This window comes from Nocardia grenadensis, from assembly GCF_050942415.1.
Lineage (GTDB): Bacteria > Actinomycetota > Actinomycetes > Mycobacteriales > Mycobacteriaceae > Nocardia > Nocardia grenadensis.
Genome location: NZ_CP192054.1, coordinates 5,929,915 through 5,949,868 on the forward strand (window position 1 = coordinate 5,929,915; position 19,954 = coordinate 5,949,868).

The following is a 19,954-nucleotide window of genomic DNA, read 5'->3' on the forward strand; positions in this document are numbered from 1 at the left end:
CGAAGAACCCGGCATGTCCGGGATCCTCACCCGTCCCCGTCCGGCTGCGCGATCTCGGCCAGCGGCGAGGCCAGCGGCCAGCCGCCGGCGGCCAGATGTGAGGCCACCCGCGCGATATCCTCCGGACCCGCCTGCTCCCGGGCGTGCCGGCTGACCGCGTCCTCGATCTCGGCGTGGGTGATCTCCCGGTCTCCCCGGTCGCGCACCAACTCCTCGGCGACCAGCGCCACCTCGTACTCGGTCAGGTCCCGGTGCAGTACCGCGAACAGCGCCACATAATCCGATCGGGGCACCCCCTGCGGGTACCCGGCGCGCAGCCACGCGAGCACCCGCGCCAGCAGTCCCGACCGTTCCGGTGGCAAGTCGTTCCCGGTGGTCATCACGCCTGCCCGAACACATGGATACCGAGCCGGTCGGCCAGGAACGCCTTCGCGACGAACAGCACCGCGGCGACCACCACCGCCAGGACGGTGATCAGGCAGAGGTACGCACCGGCCAGGGCGACCGGGTTACGCCGCACCGTTCCGCCCGGTCCCGCCGCCGACCACAGCCGCACCCCGAGCGCGAACACCATGGGCAGGCCGGCGCCCAGCACGAGCGCCGCCAGGGTCACCTCCCCCAGCGAACGCAGGTTCGTCAACACGGTTTCCATTACGCCTCCTCGGATGTCGACCCGGCGACCCGCGGCTGCTGCGCGGGCGAGGTGTGCTCCGACCCGAGGTCGGCGTCGGGGGGAGCATTGACATTGCCGCTGGACACCTTGTCCCGCAGCGAGCGCCGATAGATCACGGTAGCCAGCGCGATGAGGAGCGCGAACACCGCGAGTACACCGGCCAGGCCGCCGATATAGTAGGCGAGCGCCCAGCAGATCGCGCCGACGATACCCGCGGCGGGCAGGGTCAGCAGCCAGGCCACGACCATGCGCCCCATCACGCCCCAGCGCACCTCCGCCCCCTTGCCGAGGCCGGTGCCGAGGATCGCGCCGGTGACGGTCTGGGTCGTCGAGAGCGGCAGCCCGAAATGCGCGGAGGTCAGGATGATCGCCGCCGACGACGATTCGGCCGCCAGCCCCTGCGGTGAATCGATATCCACGAGCTTCTTACCGAGGGTGCGAATGATCCGCCAGCCGCCGAGGTAGGTGCCGGCCGCGATCGCGAACGCGCAGGCGGCCATCACCCACAGCGGCATGGCCGAGTCCGGGGAGAGCTCACCGTAGGCGATCAGGGCCAGGAAGATGACGCCCATCGTCTTCTGCGCGTCGTTGGTGCCGTGTGCCAACGACACCAGCGACGCCGAGCCGACCTGACCCCACCGGAATCCGGTGGTCACCTTGTCCGGGTCGGCGCCGCGGGTGATCCGGTACACCGACCAGGTCCCGATGGTGGAGACCAGACCGGCGACGACGGGCGCGAGCAGCGCCGGGATCACGATCTTGTTGATCACCCCGCCCTCCGCGGAGATCCACACCACTCCGCTCCAGCCCAGTGCCGCCATGGTCGCGCCGATCAATCCGCCGAACAGGGCGTGCGAAGAACTCGACGGCAGCCCGAACAACCAGGTGAGCAGGTTCCAGAGAATGCCGCCGACCAATCCGGCATAGACGATGAGCAGCAGGTCGTGCCCGGATACCTCGCCGAGCCGCACGATCCCCTCGGCCACCGTCGCCGCCACCGCCACCGACAGGAACGCGCCCACCAGGTTCAGAACCGCGGACAAGGTGACCGCGACCCGCGGGCGGAGCGCCCCGGTAGCTATCGAGGTCGCCATGGCGTTGGCGGTGTCGTGGAAACCGTTGGTGAAGTCGAAAGCCAGCGCCGTGACAATGACGACCAAGAGAATGAGCAGCTCAACTGTCACGCCCTGCATTGTGCGTCATGCCCCGGCCGCCATCTTCCGGCGGGATCCGCCGGTCGCCGAAAGATAGCGGCCACCTGCGGGTATCCCACGGCACACCGGATCACGCGTGGGCGGGCTCCGGTTCCGGCCGCACAGGCGCACCCGCCGTATCCCCCACCCGCCGCGCGACGATGCCCAGGCCGGCGCAGACCACGATCGCCACACCCATCGGCACGCCGGCGGCGGGCCCGCCGAGACCGACCAGCGGGGAGACCACCGCACCCAGCGCGAACTGCAGCGCGCCCATGAGCGCGGCGGCGGAACCGGCGGCATGCCGCGCCCGGCCGATCGCCAATGCGCTGGCGGTACCCATGACCGTCGGGGTGGCGGCCACCATCACGAAGAGGACGGGCAGCACCAGTGCCGCGGACGCACCGGTGGCCAGCAGTACGAGCAATACCATCGCCGCGGTCAGGATCACCAACTGCCCGAGCCGCAGGATCGGTGCCGGGCCGAACCGGCCGACGAGCCGGGAGATCGCCACTCCGGCCGCCACCATGCCGGCGGCATTGGTGGCGAACACGATCGTGTAGGCCCGGTTGGACAGACCGAGCACGTTCTCGATCACGAAAGGCGATGCCGATATGTAGGACATCATCCCGGCGAACCCGAGCGCGAAGGCGAAGATGTAGCCGAGATAGCCGCGATCGGATCCGATACCGCGCAGCGTACGGAGGGTTCCGCCGACACCGGCGCGGTGGCGCCGCTCCGGGGGTAGCGATTCCGGCACCACGATCAGCGCACCCAGGAACATCAGCACGAAGATGCCGCTCAGCACCCAGAATTCCGCCCGCCAACCGGCGGACACCAGCGCGCCGCCGAGTAGCGGCGCCACCACCGGTGCGATACCGCCGATGGCGGAGAAGAGGGTGAAGATCCGGGCGGTGGCCGCTCCTTCGGTTCGGTCGGCACCGACCGCGCGGCCGATCACCAGGCCGGCAGAGGCGGTCAGCCCCTGCACGAAACGCATGGCGACGAGCAGCCAGATGGTGGGCGCCAGCGCACAGATCACGGTGACGGCGACGGTGACCGCGGTGGCCACGACCAGTGGCCGGCGCCGGCCGTATCGATCGGAGAGCGGACCGATGAGCAACTGACCCGCGGCGAGCCCGACGAGAAACGCCGTCAGCGTGAGCTGCACACTCGCCGCGCTGGTGTCCAGGTCGGCGGCGAGGTCGGTGAACGCCGGCAGATACATATCCACCGCGAACGGCGCCGCCGCCGAGAGCATTGCCAGCACCACCAGCAGCAGCCCGGACACCCCGGGGCGCGTTCGGATCGGTAGCACGGTACCTCCTGCCAAATGCTTATTTATACATACATAAGCTAACATGGTCGAGTGAGCAACAACCCCTCCGATCTTCGTGCGCTGGACCACGCGCTGCGCGAGGTCGCGCGGGCGGTTCGTAAGGCCACCCCGCGTCTCACCGGCGCCGAACCGCTCACCGACACCCAGTTCGAGGCGCTGCGCATAATCGTGCACAATCCCGGCGCCGCGGCGGGCGAACTGGCCGCGCTGACCGGTACCCGGCCGAGCAATATGAGTGTGACTCTGCGCCAACTGGGCGAGTACGGCCTCATCGACCGCGAGCCCGACCCGGCGGACCGCCGCTGCAGCCGGATCATGCCCACCGAAAAGGCCATCGCGCACGCCCGCGAGATGGAAGCGGTGCGTACCCGGCTCGTCCTCGACGCCCTCGGCGACCTCGCTCCGGAGGATCTGCAGAGTCTGACCGCGGCCATCGGCGGCCTCCGCGCCCTCGCCGACGCGCTCACCGGCGCAGCCCCGGCGCCGACGACCCGCTTGCGTACCGGGGGCTGACGCCGCTACCGGCCGCCCCCGGTACGACCCACCTGGAACCGGATGGGTCGTACCGGCCGGATCAGAACGCTTCTTCGGGCAGGCTCATGATGTCGGTGTCGATCGCCGCGATGATCTCCTTGGTCGCGGCGAGGGTGGGCAATACGTTCTTCGCGAAGAAACTCGCCACCCCGACCTTGCCCGTGTAGAACGGCCGATCGCGCTCGTCCGCCGCGGCCAGTGCCGCGGTGGCGACCTCCGCCTGCACCAGTAGCCGCCAGCCGATCAGCAGATCGCCCACCGCCAGCAGGAACCGCACCGAGCCGAGCCCCACTTTGTACAGCTCCGTGGGATCGGACTGGGCGGCCACGGCATAGCCGGTCAACGCCCCTGCCATAGCCTGGACATCCGCCAGCGCGGTGCGCAACAGTGCCCGCTCGGTGTCCAGTCGGCCGGTGGGCGCATCGAGGAAAGCGGTGATCTGACCGAAGATCTGCCCCGCCGCGGCGCCCTTGTCCCGAATGATCTTGCGGAAGAAGAAGTCCTGCGCCTGGATGGCGGTGGTGCCCTCGTACAGCGAGTCGATCTTCGCGTCCCGGATGTACTGCTCGATCGGATAGTCCTGGAGGTAGCCGGAACCGCCCAGGGTCTGCAGGGATTCGGTCAGGTACTGATAGGCCCGCTCGGAACCGACGCCCTTGACGATGGGCAGCAGGAAATCGTCGATCCGATGTGCCGTTTCGGCATCCACCCCGGAAACCAGTTGCGCCACATCGGCATCCTGGTGGATCGCGGTGTAGAGGTAGACCGCGCGCATCCCCTCGGCATACGCCTTCTGCATGGCCAGACTGCGCCGCACATCAGGATGCCGGATGATCGGGACCCGGGGCGCGGTCTTGTCGGTCATCCGGGTGAGGTCGGCGCCCTGTACCCGCTCCTTCGCGTAGGCGAGCGCGTTCAGGTACCCGGTGGACAGGGTCCCACTGGATTTGACGCCGACCGTCATACGCGCGTTCTCGATGACCTTGAACATCTGGGCGATTCCGTCGTGACTGTCGCCGACCAGCCAGCCCACGGCGGGTTTCTCGCCGCCGAAGGTGAGTTCACAGGTGGGCGAGGATTTCAGGCCCATCTTGTGTTCGACATTGGTCACGTACACGCCGTTGCGCTCGCCCAGTTCCAGGGTCTGCGGATCGAACAGGAATTTCGGTACGTAGAACAGGGACAGACCCTTGGTGCCCGGTCCCGCGCCCTCGGGCCGCGCCAGCACGAGGTGGAAGACGTTCTCCGCGGTCTCGCCGACGTCGGCGCCGGAGATAAAACGTTTGACGCCCTCGATATGCCAGGTGCCGTCGGGCTGTTCGATCGCTTTGGCCCGGCCCGCACCCACATCCGAACCCGCGTCGGGTTCGGTGAGCACCATGGTGCCCTGCCAGTGCCGCTCGAAACCGGCTGCCGCCCAGTGCTTCTGCTGCTCGGTACCGATACCGAACAGGACCTGCGCCATCACCGAGCCCATATCGAAGAACACCGCGGCCGGGTTGGCGCAGGTGATCATCTCGCTCACCGCCCAGCACAGCGCGGCAGGCGCGGGCATCCCGCCCATCGCCTCGGGTTTGCCGAGACGGTTCCACCCGGCTTTTCGGACGGCGTACACGGTCTCGGCCAACGGTTCCGGGACGGTGATCGAATGGGTGTCCGGGACGAACTCCACCGGATCTCGGTCGGCGGCCGCGAAGGATTCCGCCACCGGCCCTTCGGCCAGGCGCTTCACCTCCGCCAGGATCTCCCGCGCGGTATCGGTGTCGAGATCCCCGTACGCACCGGTGTCGAGGATTTTGCCCAGTTCGAACACCTCGAAGAGGTTGAACTCGATATCACGCAGATTCGCCCGGTAGTGACCCACGGCTGTCCTCCTGGTCGGTACGGTCGGCGGCCGGCCGACCGCATGGTTACAGGCTTTTTGACATCGTACGAACTGAAGGGTGCCGGACCCGGCGTCGGGTACGCAACCGTAGCCTCGCGCACCTGGGCCCGCGTCCGCCGGCAGTGTCCGGGACGGGTGCGTTACCGCCTCAGCAACCCGGCTGCAACGGCCAGCACTCCACCGGTCCCCCGGGCGCGGGTACGGCCGGCGCGATGGTGGTGCTGGGTGCCGCCGGTTCGGCGGTGGGGCCGTCGGCGAGCAGGGAACCGGCGATCGCGCCCAGCACTATCAACACGCCCAGCACCGCGACCCCCAGCACCGCCCAGCCGATGAGGTCCTGGGTGCGACCGGAATCCGGCCGGCGCCAGCCGGGACGCTCCCGTGGTTTCCGCGGCGGCTCCGGCAGTTTGTCCTCGAAGCCGGCGGCGATCAGTTCGGCGCGATCCGGCGCCCAGCCGGTGAGCGCCCGGGTGGCCGCGCAGACCCGGCCCAGTGTCCAGCGGGGCGGTCCGGGGGCGAAATTCTCCAGGAAGATCCGCAGTTCGGTGTATTCGACCGCGTTCCCGACCACCACATCCAGTCCCGGGCGCAGGGTTTCCCGGCCCGGCCGCAGTGTCACGCCCCGCATGGGCACCAGTGCCACCGCACCGCACAGCTGTCCGGGATCGTAGGTGGCGCGTTCGAAGGTCAGCTCGACCTCCCGCACCGCACTCTCCAGCTGCCGTATCGGATTGACCCCGAATGCCAATTCCAGATCCGCGGCGACCGTGCCGACCTGCCACGGCCGGTCCCGCGAAACCGTCAGCACCCCGCTCTGCCGGCTCCGGAACCCGACCACCTCGATCACGAGAACTCCCTGGGGCGTCCAGATCACCGCCCCGACCTGCCGGGTTCCGCGCTGGGTGCCGATCCGCAGGTCGACGATGGCCAAGCCGGTCGTCGGCAACTGCCGCAGGCATTGCACGAATTCCATTTCGGCCGCGGATAGTTCCGCCCGATCGTCGACCTTCACCAGCATCGTGCTCTACCTCTGCCGCGTGTCGTTGCCCCTCATGCCACCACCGACCCCCATGTCGATCATGGCCCGCCAGCCACTTTCGTACCACTCATATGACCTGCGGTTCAGGCGAATCGGGAATCAGCGCCCCGGACCTCGGGGCACTGATTCCCGGTACGGCGCCCGTGCGGGCGTCAGACCCATTGCACGAGCTGATAGATGATCCCGTTCCGATCGGTCGTCTGGAAGTAGCGCTCCCCCCATTCCTCGGTCTCGACGGGGGTGACGATCGGGGCCCCGTTCTTCTGCAACCGCGCGTATTCGGTGTCGATATCGGCCACCACGAACACCACGAGCAGCCCGTCCCCGGCGGGGCCGGCGGCACGTTCGGGTTTGAAGGTGGACAGTCCGGTGCGCAGATAGATGAGGTTCGGTCCGGCTTCGGGATGGGCGAGCGAGACGAAACCGTCGGCCGTCATCTGCTCGGTGAACCCGAAGTGGGTGGTGACGAACTCCGCCGACGCGGCCGGGTCGGCGACGTTCAGCGAGATGGCGGATCCGGTGATGCGCATATGACCTCCATATTCCAAAAACACCGTATGGTGTACGTAGTATTTGTACCGGACGGAATAGTGCGCCGCATCGTGATCCGCCGCACGCCGGAGACCTGCCGGAACCGACCGCTCGCCTTCTCGGCACCGACCGCCCGCGCCGGGCCGAACCCGGCCCGGGCAGCTAATCTCGTGTCATGCCTGACGCTCGGCCCACCGAAACGCCCACGATCGCGCTGGTACTGGGAGGCGGTGGCCCGGTCGGCATCGCCTGGCTGAGCGGGCTGGCGACAGGTCTGCGCGACGCCGGAATCGACCTGGCCCGGGCCGACCGCATCATCGGCACCTCCGCCGGAGCGGTCGTCGGCTCGGCCCTCGCCGCCGGGATCGATATCGCCACGATCCTGACCCCGCGACCGCAGCCCGCCGAGCCGGTCCGGCACGATTACGCCCCGCTGCTGGAGATAGCCGCACTGCTGCGCGCCGTCGATCAGGATCGCGAACTGGTCCTCCAGCGGGTCGGCGAACTCGCCCTGGGCGCCGACACCGGCGACCCGGCGGTCCACATCGACCGCATCGGCTCACTCGTCGGTTTCGCCGACTGGCCCGAACACGATCTGCGGATCGCCGCCATCGATATCGGGTCGGGGACGCTCACCGCCTGGACCCGGGGCGGCGCCGCGACTCTTGTCGAAGCGCTCGCCTCGAGTACCGCGGTGCCCGGCGTCTTCCCCCCGATCGAGATCGCCGGCCGGCACTACATCGACGGCGGGGTCCGCTCCACCGTCAACGCCGACCTCGCCGTGGGTCACGATGTGATCGTGATCCTGGAACCGCTGGCGCATGTGTATCCGCGCACCCGCGCCGACCGGGAACTCGGATCGGTCCGGGAGATCTCGATACGCCCGGACGATATCGCCGTCGCCGCATTCGGCACCGATCTCTTCGCCGATACCGCCCTCTACCCGGCCTACGAATCCGGCGTCCGGCAGGCGGCGGCAGCGGCGGCCGAGCTGAAGGAATTCTGGCCCGCCGGCCGGGCCGCGTCAGATCACGCGCGGACCGCGGGCGGCGCGTAGTCCGCTGCGCGCCGGCCCGGCCCGGCCCGTCACCGGCTGGATGAGTGCCGCGTCCACTCCGATCCGCTGCGCGAAGGCGCCGAGACCGGGGGTGCCCCGATCCATACTGAGCAGGTCCGTGGTCGTCGAACGCACCGACCTGTGCCGGTAGAGCTGTTCCGGGGCGAGTAGTTCGGCCTCCAGCAGAAGGGCCAGTGCGCGTTCGGGACTGCGCCGCTGGGCCCACGCGCGGGCGGTATCGACGAGCAATCGACCCTGATGCCCGGGCGAGAGCCGCCCCCGGTCGATCTTCCCCGCGAGCCTGATCGCGGTGCCGGCGTCGCCCAGTTCCACCGCGACCGCGACCTCGTGCAGGTCCACGGCGGTGGGACCGAAATCCGTATGGTGATCGTCGCGGTCCCCGCCGAGGCCGGCCGCCGCGGCCCGGGCGGCGGCGATCATCTCGTAGGCCTGCTCGGCCTCCTCGGTGCGCGCCGCGATCAGGGCGAGCTGCAGGGTCAACGCGCCGTACACACTCGCGGCACGAGGCCCGCCCCGGCCCATGAGCTCCCCGAGGGCCGCGCGCGCGGTTTCCGCGGTTCGCTTCGCCTGGTCGAGTCGGTGCGCACACTGGAAGACGAGCGCGAGACGAAAAGCGCCCGCCGCCATCAGGATCGGGTCCTCCGCATACCGAGCCGCGGTGATCGCGCGCTCGGCGGCGACCCAGGCGGCATCGAACTGCTGTAGATCGGCGAGCGCGACAGCGTAGGCCTGACAGGTGTGGGCGAGCAGGCCCTCGGCCCGGCGGGAGTCGGCGTGCGCGACCGCGACGGCCAGGTCGGGAAGCAATGATTCGAGCAGCTCCCGCAACTCCGTGTAGTGGCCCAGCCGGGTGAACGTCCACGCGGCGTCGGCCCTCTCGGCGAGGCGGTCGATATCCGGGGCCACGGCCGCGCCGGTCGTCATCGCTCGCAGCGCGTGATTATCGGTGAGCAGTAGCCGCAGCCCCGCCGCGTCGGCCGGGATCTGTTCGGCCTGCGCGGTGGGGGCCGACGGCGCCAGCTCGGCGACGGGCATATCGAGGACATCGGCGATACGTTCGAGTACATCCAGCGCCTTGACCGGGCGCACGCCGCGTTCCACCTGGGAGACCCATGCCTCCGACCGTTTGATCAATGGCGCGAAATCGCGCTGCGACAGACCTTTCCGCGCCCGGTAGTAGGCGATCTTGCGGCCGATCCCGGAATCGTGATCGGTCATCGGCCGAGCGCACCTTCGGCCGCGGCCGGGCCCGGCCGGGTGATGCCCCGGCGGAACGCGCGCCGCCGGTTTCCCGTCGCCGGGTCGAATACTGCCGCGCCCGTCGGGTCGTGCATATCGAAGCGGGGCACCAGTTCTTGCATATCTGGCTCCTTCGTTGCGACTCCGGCCTGTGACCGATCGTAGGACGACAAGCTCTCCACAAAATGCTAACCAGTATTTCGATACCACTGGAATAGCGAATTGATCTATTACTGCCCGAGCCGGGCGCAGTCGCCTCGGGTAGGACCGCGCGGGCCCGGCCGATACCGAATTCCGCTGCGGAATCCCACCCCGCGGTCCGCCCGTCACCTTAACCCGCCGAGCGTCCGGATAAACACGGTCGATCTCTCACCCCGGGTCCGTGTGTTCGTCCCGAACCCACTGCCGCGACAAACTTTCCGGACCCATCCCCAGCGCCGCGCCATCGGCCTGGTGTAACCGACAGCACTGGGCTATTATAAGTTAAAACTTATAAAGGGAGGAAGACATGGGTTTGCTCACCGATCCCACCGCCATCGCCGGACTGGTCACCCGAGAGGTCCGCACCGCCGAACGACAGGGCGCGGTCACTCGGATCGCCGTAGCGCGGCGCACCTACGCCACCGATCCGGACGATCTGTGGGAGGCACTCACCGATATCCAGCGGATTCCGCGCTGGTTCCTGCCGGTCACCGGCGAGCTGACCGTCGGCGGCAGGTATCAGCTCGAAGGAAATGCCGGGGGCGTGGTCGAAGAATGCGAACGACCGAAACGATTCGCGGTGACCTGGGAGATGGGACCCATGGTTTCGTGGCTCGAAATCCGGCTCGAACCCGACGCCGGTGGGACCACACTCGAATTGATGCACGAAGCACCGGTCGATCCGGATATGTGGAAACAATTCGGCCCCGGCGCGGTGGGTGTCGGCTGGGATCTGGCGCTCATGGGACTCGGCCTGCATCTGGAAACTCGCGCCGACGTCGACCCGGCGGTGGCGCTGGAGTTCCCGGCCACCACCGAGGGCCTGGAATTCGTCCGGGCCGCGGCGTCCGGTTGGGCGGCGGCGGCGATCACCGACGGTGACGATCCGGCACAGGCCCACGCGGGCGCCGAGGCGACCACCGGCTTCTACACCGTCGGTCCCGAGGAGGAGGAGCGATCCTGATGGACCGGTCCGCCCCGGCGAACGTGTTCGAGGCACTCGGCGATCCGGTGCGCCGCACGATACTGCAAGTGGTGGCCGGCGGTGAACGATCCGCGGGCGCCCTGGTCGAGGAGATCCGCGGGCACAGTGCGATCTCGCAACCCGCGGTATCCCAGCACCTCAAGGTATTACGGGAAGCCGGGCTGGTTCGCGTGCGGTCGGAGGCCAACCGCAGGTACTACACCCTGGAACCGGAGGGTTTCGCCGACGCCCGGGAATGGCTCGCCGCGCTGGTCGATCCGCTGGCCCGGTTCGCCCAACCCCTCGACGCCCTCGCGACCGAGGTCGCCCGCGGCAAACGCGAACGGCGTGGGAAGACTCCCGGGACAGAAGCGGACCGTACAGACAAGTCCGCCTGACGTTTTCGTTGCGGTCGCCGCCCGGCCCCGCGCCTGCTATACACCTGGGATGCGTAGGTGGATGGCAGGGGCGGCGATCGCTCTGGCGGCGGTACTGGTCTTCGGGGCCGGCGGCTATTTCCTGATGAACTCACGGACCTACCAACTGGCCGGGCGGCTGGTGGACCGCGTGGAGACCAGCGAGAAGGTGGTGGCCCTGACGCTGGACGACGGGCCGTCCGAGCGCGCTCCCGAGGTGCTCGATCTGCTCGCCACCGCCGGTATCCCCGCCACCTTCTATCTCAACGGCCGCGATCTCGCCGCCCGCCCGGAGCTGGGCCGGGCGATCGTGGCGGCCGGTCACGAACTGGGCAACCACACCTACAACCACCGGCGGATGGTGCTGGTCTCGTCCGATACGGTCGCCGACGAGGTGGAAAGTACAGATACCGAGATCCGCGCCGCCGGTTACCGGGGCGACATCACCTTCCGCCCGCCCTACGGCAAGAAATTGTGGAATCTGCCGAACTATCTCGCCGACCACGACCGCACCACGATCACCTGGGACGTCGAACCCGAGAACGGCAACACCGCCACCGAGGACATCGTCGACGCCACCGTCGACCAGGTGCGCCCGGGGTCGATCATCCTGCTGCACACTATGTACGCCACCGGCGCGGCCTCCCGGGCCGCCATCGTCCCGATCGCCGCGAAACTGCACGCGCAGGGCTACCGGTTCGTCACGGTTTCCGAACTGCTCGACCTCGGTGACTCCGCACGCTCGTGATATACCGAAGCCGCCTGTTCGAGCGGCACGGCGGCGGGTAGGTTCGGGAGCGGTGCATGCCACAGGAGACCGGCGGGCGCCGTGGGTCGTACGACAATTCCACCGGAGAGGACGATGCCATGGTGTCGCAGGAGCGACCACGGATCACCCCCGGCCGCCTCCGCGAGCTGGGTCCCGTCAACTGGGCGGCCTGGCAGGTGCTCTCGCGGGCCTCGGGTACGGCCGACGCGCAGCTGTTCAGCACGCTGGGCCGGGCCGGTCGGCTGTTCCGCGGCTGGCTGCACTTCTCCGGCACGCTGATGCCGGGTGGGCGGCTGCGCCGGCACGACACCGAACTGGTCATCCTGCGGGTGGCCCATCTGCGTGACTGCGCCTACGAGACCGACCACCACATCCGCCTGGGCCGGCGGGCCGGGGTGACACCGGAGATCCTGGAGCGGATCCGGGCCGGAGCGGACGCGGCGGGCTGGACCGACAAACACCGGGCGCTGCTCACCGCGGTCGATCAGCTGGTCCGCACCCGCGATATCGACGATGCCGCCTGGACACACCTGTCCACCTACTACGACGATCGCCGCCTCATCGAAATCGTGCTGCTGGTCAACCAATACGAGGGCCTCGCTGCCACCATCACCACCCTCCGCATCCGCCGCGACGAATTCTGACCGCCCGCGTGGCTAGCGGCCCCCGGTGAAAGCCGCTGCGGGAACGAGTATCTCGTGCCCGGAATCGAGGCGGACCACGACTCCCGCCGGGCTCCACCGCGCCGACTCGAGGACGGGGTCGCGGTTGCCCAGGATCTCGAAGTACACCGGGTGGCCGTACCCCATATCCGGATAGCGGCCGACCATGATCACATCCGGCAGCCGCCGGTGCAGCAGCCGGCTCTCCTGCCGTAGGAGACCGACATGGTAGGTCGCACCGTCGTATTCGACGGTCGGCGGCTGGATTTCGGTGCGCAACACCTCCGTACGCACCGTCCGAGTATCGACAACGACCGCCCCCGCCACGAGCACGAATACGAGAAACGCCACTGCCACGCCGAGGATCGGTCGCAACCCGGATATCCCGGAGCGAGCGGAGGGCGACGGTTCCACGGTCACCCCGGGAATGTATCCCGGATGCCCGGACCGGGGAACCCGCCGGGCGCCGGACCGGCCGGTCCCTCAGACTGCGGCCCCGGGCGGCAGGATCCGGATCGAGCCCTGCCATCGATCCCCTGCTCTCCCCCATTCCGTGACCTCGAAATCCAGGTCCCGTCCAAGGAGCAACTCGACCTCCCGCGGAAAAGCCGATTTGTCGCCGATGAAGATGCCGGGTGTCCCGGGCGGGACCTCCACGCGGAGATCCGTATCCCGGTTACGAGTTTTCTTGAGCGTGTCGAGGCCCTCCGGGGCCAGCGCGGTACTGAAAAAATCGGAGACGTGCCCGCGATCGCCGGGACGGATATCGGCCGGATTCCGGCCGGGAAACAGACGGCCCGCCGATATGGATTTCCATGCCTGGATCCAGTCCGGCACCGGCTTGCGCCGCAGAATATCGTCCAGCCGTTCGACCCGTTCCATATCCGGCGGGTACCTGGCGTCGCCCCGCAGGGGCGCGTTGATGCCTTCGGAGCCCATAGTGAAATCGCGCAGCGCTTGTATACGGTTCTTGCCCAGCCGACTGTACGTCGCGCCCCACACAGATCGACCGTACCGCCGCGCACTGTCCGCGGAGTCGAAGATCCGTAGCGCCCCCGGGGCCGGCGTCCGATCGGGTATCCGGGCGGGCGAGGGGCTTTCCGCAGGACGATCACCTGCCCCAACGGCAGCACCCCGGCCGTCGGCACCCGGAACCTTCCGTAGCACCTCGCCGATCGGCACCGTGGTGATATCGCGATATTGCCGGCTCCCACCGGCGCCGATCAATGCGATGTTCTGCTCGACCTTCTTCGCCAGCTCCCGCATCGCCGCCACGGCCTGGTTGTACACCGGTACCTCTTCGCTTATCCGGCACCGGCAACTCGGCCGTCGGCCCCGATCGAGCAGGCGACGTTACGCAAGGACAGCCGAGAGTTGTCCGATACGTCGGGCTGCGGAAACAGGAAGCCGCCCCGGAGGCCCGCGCACGGGCTCCGGGGCGGTCGAGTCCGCGAACGGGTCAGAAGTTGATCATGTGCCCGGCCAGGCCGTGGATGGCCTCCTGCAGCGCCTCGCTCAGCGTCGGGTGCGTGTGCACATTACGGGCCAGTTCGTTGACCGTGAGATCCCACTTCTGGGCCAGGGTCAGTTCGGGCAGCAGTTCGGAGACATCGGGGCCGATCAGGTGGCCGCCGATCAGTTCACCGTACTTGTTGTCCGAAATCAGCTTGACGAAACCGGTGGCATCGCCGAGTCCGTGCGCCTTGCCGTTGGCGGTGAACGGGAAGGTCGCGACCTTCACGTCGTAGCCCTCGTCGCGCGCCTGCTGCTCGGTGAGACCGAAGCTGGCGACCTGCGGCTGACAGAAGGTGGCGCGCGGCATCATCCGGTAATCACCCAGCGTCAGCGTCTCCGCGCCGCCGATGGTCTCGGCCGCGACCACGCCCTGAGCCTCCGCGACATGCGCGAGCTGCAGTTTCGCGGTGACATCGCCGATAGCGTAGATATGCGGCACATTGGTGCGCATATTGTCGTCGATGGCGATCGCGCCGCGCTCGGTGAGCGCCACGCCGGTGTTCTCCAGGCCGTAGCCCTCGACCCGGGGCGCGAAGCCGACGGCCTGCAGCACCTTGTCGACGGTGACGGTCTCGACCGAACCCGACTTGTTGTCCTTGATCGCGACGGTGACCTTGGACCCGTCGTCGTCGATGGACTGCACGGCCGCACCGGTGGTGATGGTGATACCGAGCTTCTTGTACGCCTTGGTGATCTCCTTGGAGACATCGGCGTCCTCGTTGGGCAGCGCGCGGTCCAGGAATTCCACGATGCGTACGTCCACGCCGTAGTTGCGCAGGACGTAGCCGAACTCCATACCGATGGCGCCGGCGCCGACGATCAGGATCGAACCCGGCAGGTCGCGGGTGAGGATCTGCTCCTCGTAGGTGACGACGTTCTTGCTCAGGGAGGTGCCCGGCAGCAGTTTGGTGTTGGTGCCGGTGGCGATGATGACGTTGTCGAAGGTGATCGACTCCGTGCCGCCCTTGCCGAGCTCGACCGAGAGAGCGTTGGGGCCGGTGAACGAGCCCTTGCCGTCGTACTCGGTGATCTTGTTCTTCTTCATCAGGAAGTGGACGCCCTTGACCCGGCCGTCCGCGACCTTACGGCTGCGATCGAAGGCCGCCCCGAAATCGAAGGTCGCCTCCCCGCTGATACCGAAGGTTTTCGCTTCTTTGGTGAAGATATGAGCCAGCTCCGCATTGCGCAGCAGCGCCTTGGACGGGATGCAGCCCACGTTCAGGCATACGCCACCCCAGTATTTCTGCTCGACGATCGCTGTTCGCAGGCCGAGTTGAGCGGCGCGGATCGCGGCGACGTAACCGCCGGGACCAGCACCGAGAACGACGACATCGTAGTGGGAAGTCACAGTGTCGAGCCTAACTCTCCCGGCTACGGCCGGGGCCACCCGCCCGCCTCCCGCCGCTGAGCACACCGGTGCCGCCCCGGCGGGGCCACCGGGCCCTGACGGGCCGCGACGGCGCTACGACGCCTCGATCGGGTCGACCGCGGGCCCCGGCCGGGCGGGTGCGGGTGTGCGCATGGTCACCCGGACGGCGACGGCACAGCCGAGCAGCACCACCGCGACCTCTATCGCCACATATTCGACGCCGGTGAGCGCCCACCCGCCCTCGATCATCCCCGCCGGGATACCCGCGGCACCCGGGCAGCCTTCCGTCATCCCAGCAGGCAGGCGCCCAGGAAACCGATCGATGTCGCCATGCCGACCCACCAGCCGCCCTGCCGGTATGCCTCCGCCATGAGCGAATCGGCGAGGACCGCGATGGTAGCGCCGCCCGCGAAGGCCTGGATCGCGCTGATATGCGTCGGCTCGAGGTGGTCGGAGAGCAGGTTTTCCGGCGAGGGTGACCACGACGAGTACCTGCTCGCAGGAAGGCGGGTTCGAACGGTTTGTTGGTCACGAGGGCGATCATGGTGCCCGCGCCGAACGCCATCAGCGAGGCGAGCAATGACTCGGGCAATGTGGTTCGCAAACCGACGGCCGCGCCTATCAGCAATGGAATTGCCGTACCCAGCCCATACAGCAGCGCGGTTCCCATAAGGTGAACACTATGTGTTGCCAGGTAATTGCAATGGTCATGCCGAGCCCAAGGAAATAATTCTAGAATTTCCCTCTAAAATCCGCTGTACCAGCGAGATCCGGGCATTGTCCGGTTTGGCAGTTTTACCGGCGACCCGAGTTGCGGGCAGCCAACTTTCGGCAAACCCTTACTGTGCTGGCGGCATGCTACGAAAGACCCGATCGATGACGAGAGGATCGGGCTTTTCGGTATTGTTCTGCGCGATGTCACAGGAAGCGAATTCGGGACGACGGTATGCCGGGCAGCCCGTAGAAGATCGGCAACGCGAGCGACGCGCTCGTTTTCTCGAATCCGGCCTGACGGTTTTTGCGAGAGACGGGTATGCCAATAGCTCGGTAGGGGCCATTTGCAAAGACGCGGGGTTGTCCTCGCGCCAGTTCTACGAAGAGTTCACCGGCCGCGAATCGCTCCTTGTGGAACTCTTCGCTCTCATCGACCGGGAATCGCGGACCGCGGTGCTCGCCTCCCTCGACCAGAGCACCGACCAGAGCGCGCTGGAGCGGATAGACGGCGCCATCCGCGCCTATGTGCAGTCCATCGGCACCGATACGCGACGAGCTCGGGTCGTGCTCGTCGAAGTGGTCGGCGCCGGGGCCAAAGTCGAGAAGATGCGCGGGGAATCACGCCGGGCCTGGAGTTCGGTGCTCGCCAAGGCCGCCGAGGACGCCGCGCTGCACGGTGAGATCCCGACCGGCGACTACGACCTGCGCATGCTCGCCATCATCGGTGCGGTCAACTACGTGGTGGACGAATGGAGCGGGGCCGAACCGCGGCAGCCGCTCGACGAGGTGATCCGAGTGCTGAGCCGGATCATCGTAGGCGCGATCCGGGCCTGACCACACCGCCGGGCGAGCGCCTCCGGCGGCTAGCCTTGACCCGGTGGAGACCGTTGCGATCCAGATGCCCGACGGCAGCACCGTCCCGGTGCGGCTGGTCCCGGCCGCGGGATCGGACGGCCGTCCGGTCACTCCGGATACACCCCGGCCGGTGGTGGTACTGATACCCGGGCTCGGCGTTCCCGGCGAGTACTACCTCTATTTCGCTCGTGCGCTCGCCCGGCGCGGCATCGATGTCGCGGTGGGCGAACTGCGCGGCAATGGCGCCGGCTCACCGAAACCGAGCGCGGCCAGCACCTACGGGTACCACGAGCTCGCCGCGGTGGATTTTCCGGCGATCTTCGAGGTGGTACGCACCCGCTTCCCCGACCGCACCCCGTACGTGCTGGGTCACAGCATGGGTGGGCAACTGTCGGCGCTGTACGCGGCGCGGGTCCGCGGGCGCCTCGCGGGACTGATCCTCGTCGCCTCCGGTACCCCCTACTACCGAAGTTTTCGCGGCCTGCTCGGGCCGGGGATGCTGGTCGGCACCGCCGCGGTCTCGCTGACCGCCACGCTGGCCGGAGTGTGGCCGGGCGACAAACTGGGCCCCAACGGTTTCGGCCGCCAGTCGAAAGTACTCGTCTCCGACTGGGCCCGGCTGGCCCGCACCGGCCGGTTCGACCCGGCCGGTGCCGATATCGACTACGAGGAACGTCTCTCCCGGCTGAGACTGCCCGTCCTCTCGATCACCCTGACCGGCGACGAACTGACCCCGCGGGCATCGGCCGGGCATCTACTGGACAAACTGCCGAACGCCGACAAGACGACTTGGCACGCACCTCGGCCGCTGGGCCACAACGGCTGGATCTCCGAACCCGCCGAGGTGGTCGACCGTATCGAGAAGTGGTTACACGATCGGTGACCGGCGCCGGATCACTTCGCGGTCCGGCCCTCGATGAGCATCTGGGTGAAGAACTCGTAGATCAGGGCCGCCTGGAACGCCGACTGTTTGTTGTCGGCGGCGCCGCCGTGCCCGCCCTCGATGTTCTCGTGGTACCAGACCCGGTGTCCCTGCTCCTCCAGCAACGCCGCCATCTTGCGGGCATGCCCCGGATGCACGCGATCGTCACGGGTGGAAGTGGTCAGCAGGATCGGTGGATACGTAGCGCCCGCACCGGTTTCCGCGGCCCGCTGGTAGGGGGAGTACCGGCTGATGTAGGCCCATTCCTCCGGCACATCCGGATCACCGTATTCCGCCATCCAGGACGCACCCGCCAGCAACCGGTGGTACCGGCGCATATCCAGTAGCGGCACCTGGCAGACGATCGCTCCGAACAATTCCGGATAGCGGGTGAGCATCACACCCATCAGCAGACCACCGTTGCTGCCGCCGACGGCGCCGAGCCGCTCGGCGGTGGTTATCCCCCGAGCCACCAGATCACGGGCGATCGAGGAGAAATCCTCGTACACCTTGTACCGGTTCTCCTTCTGCACCGAGGTATGCCACTGCGGCCCGTATTCCCCACCGCCGCGAATATTGGTCATCACATAGGTGCCGCCCTGTTCCAGCCATCCGATACCGGACGAACCGCCGTAGCCGGGGGTACGGGACACCTCGAACCCGCCGTAGCCCGACATCACCGTGGGCGCCGGCGCGTCCCGGGTATCGCGGTGCCGGATCACGAAGTACGGGATCGGCGTTCCGTCATCCGAGCGCGCGAAGAACTGTTCGGTCTCGATACCCGTCGCGTCGAAGAACGCGGGCTCCTGTTTCCATTCGGTCACCGGCGCGCCGACCGATCCCGCGAGCAGTGTGGTGGGTGTGGTGAACCCACTGGTCATGAGCATGTAGTCGTCCCCGCCCTCGAGCGGGTCGAGATTCATGATGCCGGTGGTGGCCATCGTGGGGGTATCGGCGAGCGGTTCCGTGCGCCAACCTTCGGCGCCCGGGGTGAGGACGTACAGCTTGGTCTGCACGTCCTGCAGGGTCACCAGTAGCAGATGGTTCTCGGTCCAGCCGTAACCGTGCAGCGAGGTGTGCGCGTCCGGTTCGAAAAGCACCTCGAAATCTCGCCCGCCGGAAAGGAACTCGGCGAAATTCGTCGCGATCAGGGCTCCGGCGGAATAGGTGCGGCCCCCGATCTCCCACGGCGATTTCAACCGGACCAACAGCCATTCCTTGTACCACGACTCGTCGGCGTCCGAAGGTGTCTCCAGCGGGGTCCGGGAGCCGTCGTCCTCGAGCAGAAAGACATCTTCGTGGAAGAAATCGGTGGCTTGTGCGATGTAGTGCCGCTCGTAGCCGGGAGTCCGGTCGTAACCCGCCGAGACGGAGACGTCGGTTACCGCGCCCTCGAAAACCGTTTCGGCGGTATCGAGCGCGGTGCCCCGGCGCCAGCGTTTCGCGATCCGCGGATATCCGGATCCGGTGAGCGAGCCGGGACCGAAATCCGTTCCCACGTATACGGAATCGATATCGATCCAACTGATCCGCGACTTCGCTTCCGGCAGGAAGTAGCCGCCGTCCTCCGGGGCGATGAATTCGCGTGTTTCCATATCGAATTCACGAACGACCTTGGCGTCCGCGCCACCGCGCGACAGGCTGATCAGCGCCCGGTTCTGGGCCGGGCGCAACACTCCGGCACCGCCCCAGACCCAGTTCTCGTCCTCTGCGGCGGCGACCGCGTCGAGATCGATCAGGACATCCCATTCGGGGTCCGCTTTCACGTATTCGGCGAAAGTGGTGCGCCGCCACAGGCCGCGCGGATGCGCCGCGTCGCGCCAGAAGTTGTACAGCCACTGTCCGCGCCGCCCCGGGAAGGCGATCTTGGCGTCGGTATCCAGCATGTCCAGGATCCGGCGCTGTAATACATCGAACCGGTCCCCGACGGCGAACCGCTCCATGACGACCTCGTTGCGCGCCCGGGCGAAATCGAGTGCCCGCTCGCCGGTGACCTCTTCGAGCCAGAGGTAGGGATCGGTTCCACTGTCCTGTACGCCACTCATCCGACCATTGT

22 protein-coding genes and 1 pseudogene are annotated in these 19,954 nt (G+C 67.8%); 8 read left to right on the plus strand and 15 right to left on the minus strand.

Features of this window, described 5'->3' with window-relative positions:
- Nucleotides 1–26 precede the first annotated feature (26 nt).
- The 4 genes from ACQPYS_RS27030 to ACQPYS_RS27045 form a co-directional block, all read right to left on the minus strand.
- A complete protein-coding gene (locus ACQPYS_RS27030; RefSeq protein ID WP_063038267.1) occupies nt 27–380 on the minus strand; it encodes a DUF3349 domain-containing protein in 354 nt (117 codons plus the stop codon).
- Nucleotides 380–652, minus strand: a complete 273-nt coding sequence (locus ACQPYS_RS27035; RefSeq protein ID WP_431939141.1) for a hypothetical protein — start codon at nt 650–652, stop codon at nt 380–382. Before ACQPYS_RS27035 ends, ACQPYS_RS27030 begins: the two co-directional genes overlap by 1 nt.
- Nucleotides 652–1,857: an inorganic phosphate transporter gene (locus ACQPYS_RS27040; protein ID WP_063038547.1), complete on the minus strand. Its 1,206-nt coding sequence runs from the start codon at nt 1,855–1,857 to the stop codon at nt 652–654. Before ACQPYS_RS27040 ends, ACQPYS_RS27035 begins: the two co-directional genes overlap by 1 nt.
- Before the next feature lie 100 nt (nt 1,858–1,957).
- Nucleotides 1,958–3,184 carry a multidrug effflux MFS transporter gene (locus ACQPYS_RS27045; RefSeq protein WP_433491174.1) on the minus strand — a complete coding sequence of 409 codons (1,227 nt, stop codon included), beginning with the start codon at nt 3,182–3,184 and terminating at the stop codon, nt 1,958–1,960.
- 51 nt (nt 3,185–3,235) lie between these two features.
- Here ACQPYS_RS27045 and ACQPYS_RS27050 point away from each other — a divergent pair, with 51 nt between their 5' ends.
- Nucleotides 3,236–3,718, plus strand: coding sequence for a MarR family winged helix-turn-helix transcriptional regulator (locus ACQPYS_RS27050; protein WP_063038271.1), 483 nt, complete (start codon nt 3,236–3,238; stop codon nt 3,716–3,718).
- A gap of 61 nt (nt 3,719–3,779) precedes the next feature.
- Here the strand turns inward: ACQPYS_RS27050 and ACQPYS_RS27055 are convergent, their stop codons facing one another.
- From ACQPYS_RS27055 to ACQPYS_RS27065, 3 genes are all read right to left on the minus strand, one after another.
- Entirely contained in the window at nt 3,780–5,603 is a 1,824-nt protein-coding gene (locus ACQPYS_RS27055) for an acyl-CoA dehydrogenase (protein WP_433491175.1), read from the minus strand.
- 169 nt (nt 5,604–5,772) lie between these two features.
- On the minus strand, nt 5,773–6,642 hold the full coding sequence (locus ACQPYS_RS27060; RefSeq protein WP_433491176.1) for a nuclease-related domain-containing protein: 870 nt from the start codon (nt 6,640–6,642) through the stop codon (nt 5,773–5,775).
- 173 nt (nt 6,643–6,815) lie between these two features.
- On the minus strand, nt 6,816–7,193 hold the full coding sequence (locus ACQPYS_RS27065; protein ID WP_063038277.1) for a VOC family protein: 378 nt from the start codon (nt 7,191–7,193) through the stop codon (nt 6,816–6,818).
- Between the two features lie 176 nt (nt 7,194–7,369).
- On the opposite strand from ACQPYS_RS27065, the gene ACQPYS_RS27070 reads away from it, so the two are divergent.
- A complete protein-coding gene (locus tag ACQPYS_RS27070; protein WP_063038279.1) occupies nt 7,370–8,251 on the plus strand; it encodes a patatin-like phospholipase family protein in 882 nt (293 codons plus the stop codon).
- Here ACQPYS_RS27070 and ACQPYS_RS27075 read toward each other — a convergent pair.
- Nucleotides 8,219–9,490, minus strand: coding sequence for a helix-turn-helix domain-containing protein (locus ACQPYS_RS27075; protein WP_084481305.1), 1,272 nt, complete (start codon nt 9,488–9,490; stop codon nt 8,219–8,221). The two genes, ACQPYS_RS27070 and ACQPYS_RS27075, sit on opposite strands and share 33 nt — an antisense overlap.
- The gene (locus ACQPYS_RS27080) at nt 9,487–9,633 is read right to left on the minus strand and encodes a hypothetical protein (RefSeq protein WP_431939147.1); all 147 of its coding nucleotides are present in this window, start codon (nt 9,631–9,633) and stop codon (nt 9,487–9,489) included. The genes ACQPYS_RS27075 and ACQPYS_RS27080 overlap by 4 nt, the downstream gene beginning before the upstream one ends.
- Before the next feature lie 386 nt (nt 9,634–10,019).
- On the opposite strand from ACQPYS_RS27080, the gene ACQPYS_RS27085 reads away from it, so the two are divergent.
- From ACQPYS_RS27085 to ACQPYS_RS27100, 4 genes are all read left to right on the plus strand, one after another.
- Nucleotides 10,020–10,676, plus strand: a complete 657-nt coding sequence (locus ACQPYS_RS27085) for an SRPBCC family protein (RefSeq protein ID WP_063038281.1) — start codon at nt 10,020–10,022, stop codon at nt 10,674–10,676.
- Nucleotides 10,676–11,074 carry an ArsR/SmtB family transcription factor gene (locus tag ACQPYS_RS27090; RefSeq protein ID WP_433491177.1) on the plus strand — a complete coding sequence of 133 codons (399 nt, stop codon included), beginning with the start codon at nt 10,676–10,678 and terminating at the stop codon, nt 11,072–11,074. The genes ACQPYS_RS27085 and ACQPYS_RS27090 overlap by 1 nt, the downstream gene beginning before the upstream one ends.
- Before the next feature lie 49 nt (nt 11,075–11,123).
- Nucleotides 11,124–11,840, plus strand: a complete 717-nt coding sequence (locus ACQPYS_RS27095) for a polysaccharide deacetylase family protein (protein ID WP_433491178.1) — start codon at nt 11,124–11,126, stop codon at nt 11,838–11,840.
- Nucleotides 11,841–11,959: 119 nt separating this feature from the next.
- Nucleotides 11,960–12,505, plus strand: a complete 546-nt coding sequence (locus ACQPYS_RS27100; protein WP_431939369.1) for a carboxymuconolactone decarboxylase family protein — start codon at nt 11,960–11,962, stop codon at nt 12,503–12,505.
- A 12-nt stretch (nt 12,506–12,517) separates the two neighbouring features.
- On the opposite strand, the gene ACQPYS_RS27105 is transcribed toward ACQPYS_RS27100, so the two are convergent.
- From ACQPYS_RS27105 to ACQPYS_RS27125, 5 genes and pseudogenes are all read right to left on the minus strand, one after another.
- Nucleotides 12,518–12,943: a hypothetical protein gene (locus tag ACQPYS_RS27105; RefSeq protein ID WP_433491179.1), complete on the minus strand. Its 426-nt coding sequence runs from the start codon at nt 12,941–12,943 to the stop codon at nt 12,518–12,520.
- 63 nt (nt 12,944–13,006) lie between these two features.
- On the minus strand, nt 13,007–13,813 hold the full coding sequence (locus ACQPYS_RS27110; protein WP_433491180.1) for an ADP-ribosyltransferase: 807 nt from the start codon (nt 13,811–13,813) through the stop codon (nt 13,007–13,009).
- A gap of 169 nt (nt 13,814–13,982) precedes the next feature.
- Nucleotides 13,983–15,386 (minus strand): dihydrolipoyl dehydrogenase, encoded by a 1,404-nt coding sequence (gene lpdA, locus ACQPYS_RS27115; RefSeq protein WP_063038290.1) that lies wholly within the window; start codon nt 15,384–15,386, stop codon nt 13,983–13,985.
- A 114-nt stretch (nt 15,387–15,500) separates the two neighbouring features.
- Nucleotides 15,501–15,698: a hypothetical protein gene (locus tag ACQPYS_RS27120; protein WP_433491181.1), complete on the minus strand. Its 198-nt coding sequence runs from the start codon at nt 15,696–15,698 to the stop codon at nt 15,501–15,503.
- Nucleotides 15,695–16,077 (minus strand): annotated as a pseudogene (locus ACQPYS_RS27125) (hypothetical protein). The gene ACQPYS_RS27120 and the pseudogene ACQPYS_RS27125 overlap by 4 nt, the downstream one beginning before the upstream one ends.
- A gap of 245 nt (nt 16,078–16,322) precedes the next feature.
- Here ACQPYS_RS27125 and ACQPYS_RS27130 point away from each other — a divergent pair.
- Together ACQPYS_RS27130 and ACQPYS_RS27135 are read left to right on the plus strand one after the other, a co-directional pair.
- Nucleotides 16,323–16,955: a TetR/AcrR family transcriptional regulator gene (locus ACQPYS_RS27130; protein ID WP_063038296.1), complete on the plus strand. Its 633-nt coding sequence runs from the start codon at nt 16,323–16,325 to the stop codon at nt 16,953–16,955.
- Nucleotides 16,956–16,998: 43 nt separating this feature from the next.
- Entirely contained in the window at nt 16,999–17,859 is an 861-nt protein-coding gene (locus ACQPYS_RS27135; RefSeq protein WP_063038298.1) for an alpha/beta hydrolase family protein, read from the plus strand.
- 11 nt (nt 17,860–17,870) lie between these two features.
- Here ACQPYS_RS27135 and ACQPYS_RS27140 read toward each other — a convergent pair whose 3' ends face one another.
- The gene (locus ACQPYS_RS27140) at nt 17,871–19,943 is read right to left on the minus strand and encodes a prolyl oligopeptidase family serine peptidase (RefSeq protein ID WP_431939155.1); all 2,073 of its coding nucleotides are present in this window, start codon (nt 19,941–19,943) and stop codon (nt 17,871–17,873) included.
- Between the last annotated feature and the right edge of the window lie 11 nt (nt 19,944–19,954).

What these genes read in the sequence shown, in the direction of transcription:
- ACQPYS_RS27035 (WP_431939141.1), bottom strand. Translation starts at nt 652, where the DNA reads ATGGAAACCGTGTTGACGAACCTGCGTTCGCTGGGGGAGGTGACCCTG.
- ACQPYS_RS27030 (WP_063038267.1), bottom strand. Translation starts at nt 380, where the DNA reads ATGACCACCGGGAACGACTTGCCACCGGAACGGTCGGGACTGCTGGCG.
- ACQPYS_RS27060 (WP_433491176.1), bottom strand. Translation starts at nt 6,642, where the DNA reads ATGCTGGTGAAGGTCGACGATCGGGCGGAACTATCCGCGGCCGAAATG.
- ACQPYS_RS27140 (WP_431939155.1), bottom strand. Translation starts at nt 19,943, where the DNA reads ATGAGTGGCGTACAGGACAGTGGAACCGATCCCTACCTCTGGCTCGAA.
- ACQPYS_RS27065 (WP_063038277.1), bottom strand. Translation starts at nt 7,193, where the DNA reads ATGCGCATCACCGGATCCGCCATCTCGCTGAACGTCGCCGACCCGGCC.
- ACQPYS_RS27100 (WP_431939369.1), top strand. Translation starts at nt 11,960, where the DNA reads ATGGTGTCGCAGGAGCGACCACGGATCACCCCCGGCCGCCTCCGCGAG.
- ACQPYS_RS27070 (WP_063038279.1), top strand. Translation starts at nt 7,370, where the DNA reads ATGCCTGACGCTCGGCCCACCGAAACGCCCACGATCGCGCTGGTACTG.
- ACQPYS_RS27130 (WP_063038296.1), top strand. Translation starts at nt 16,323, where the DNA reads ATGTCACAGGAAGCGAATTCGGGACGACGGTATGCCGGGCAGCCCGTA.
- ACQPYS_RS27095 (WP_433491178.1), top strand. Translation starts at nt 11,124, where the DNA reads ATGCGTAGGTGGATGGCAGGGGCGGCGATCGCTCTGGCGGCGGTACTG.
- ACQPYS_RS27120 (WP_433491181.1), bottom strand. Translation starts at nt 15,698, where the DNA reads ATGACGGAAGGCTGCCCGGGTGCCGCGGGTATCCCGGCGGGGATGATC.
- ACQPYS_RS27080 (WP_431939147.1), bottom strand. Translation starts at nt 9,633, where the DNA reads ATGCAAGAACTGGTGCCCCGCTTCGATATGCACGACCCGACGGGCGCG.
- ACQPYS_RS27090 (WP_433491177.1), top strand. Translation starts at nt 10,676, where the DNA reads ATGGACCGGTCCGCCCCGGCGAACGTGTTCGAGGCACTCGGCGATCCG.
- ACQPYS_RS27075 (WP_084481305.1), bottom strand. Translation starts at nt 9,490, where the DNA reads ATGACCGATCACGATTCCGGGATCGGCCGCAAGATCGCCTACTACCGG.
- ACQPYS_RS27085 (WP_063038281.1), top strand. Translation starts at nt 10,020, where the DNA reads ATGGGTTTGCTCACCGATCCCACCGCCATCGCCGGACTGGTCACCCGA.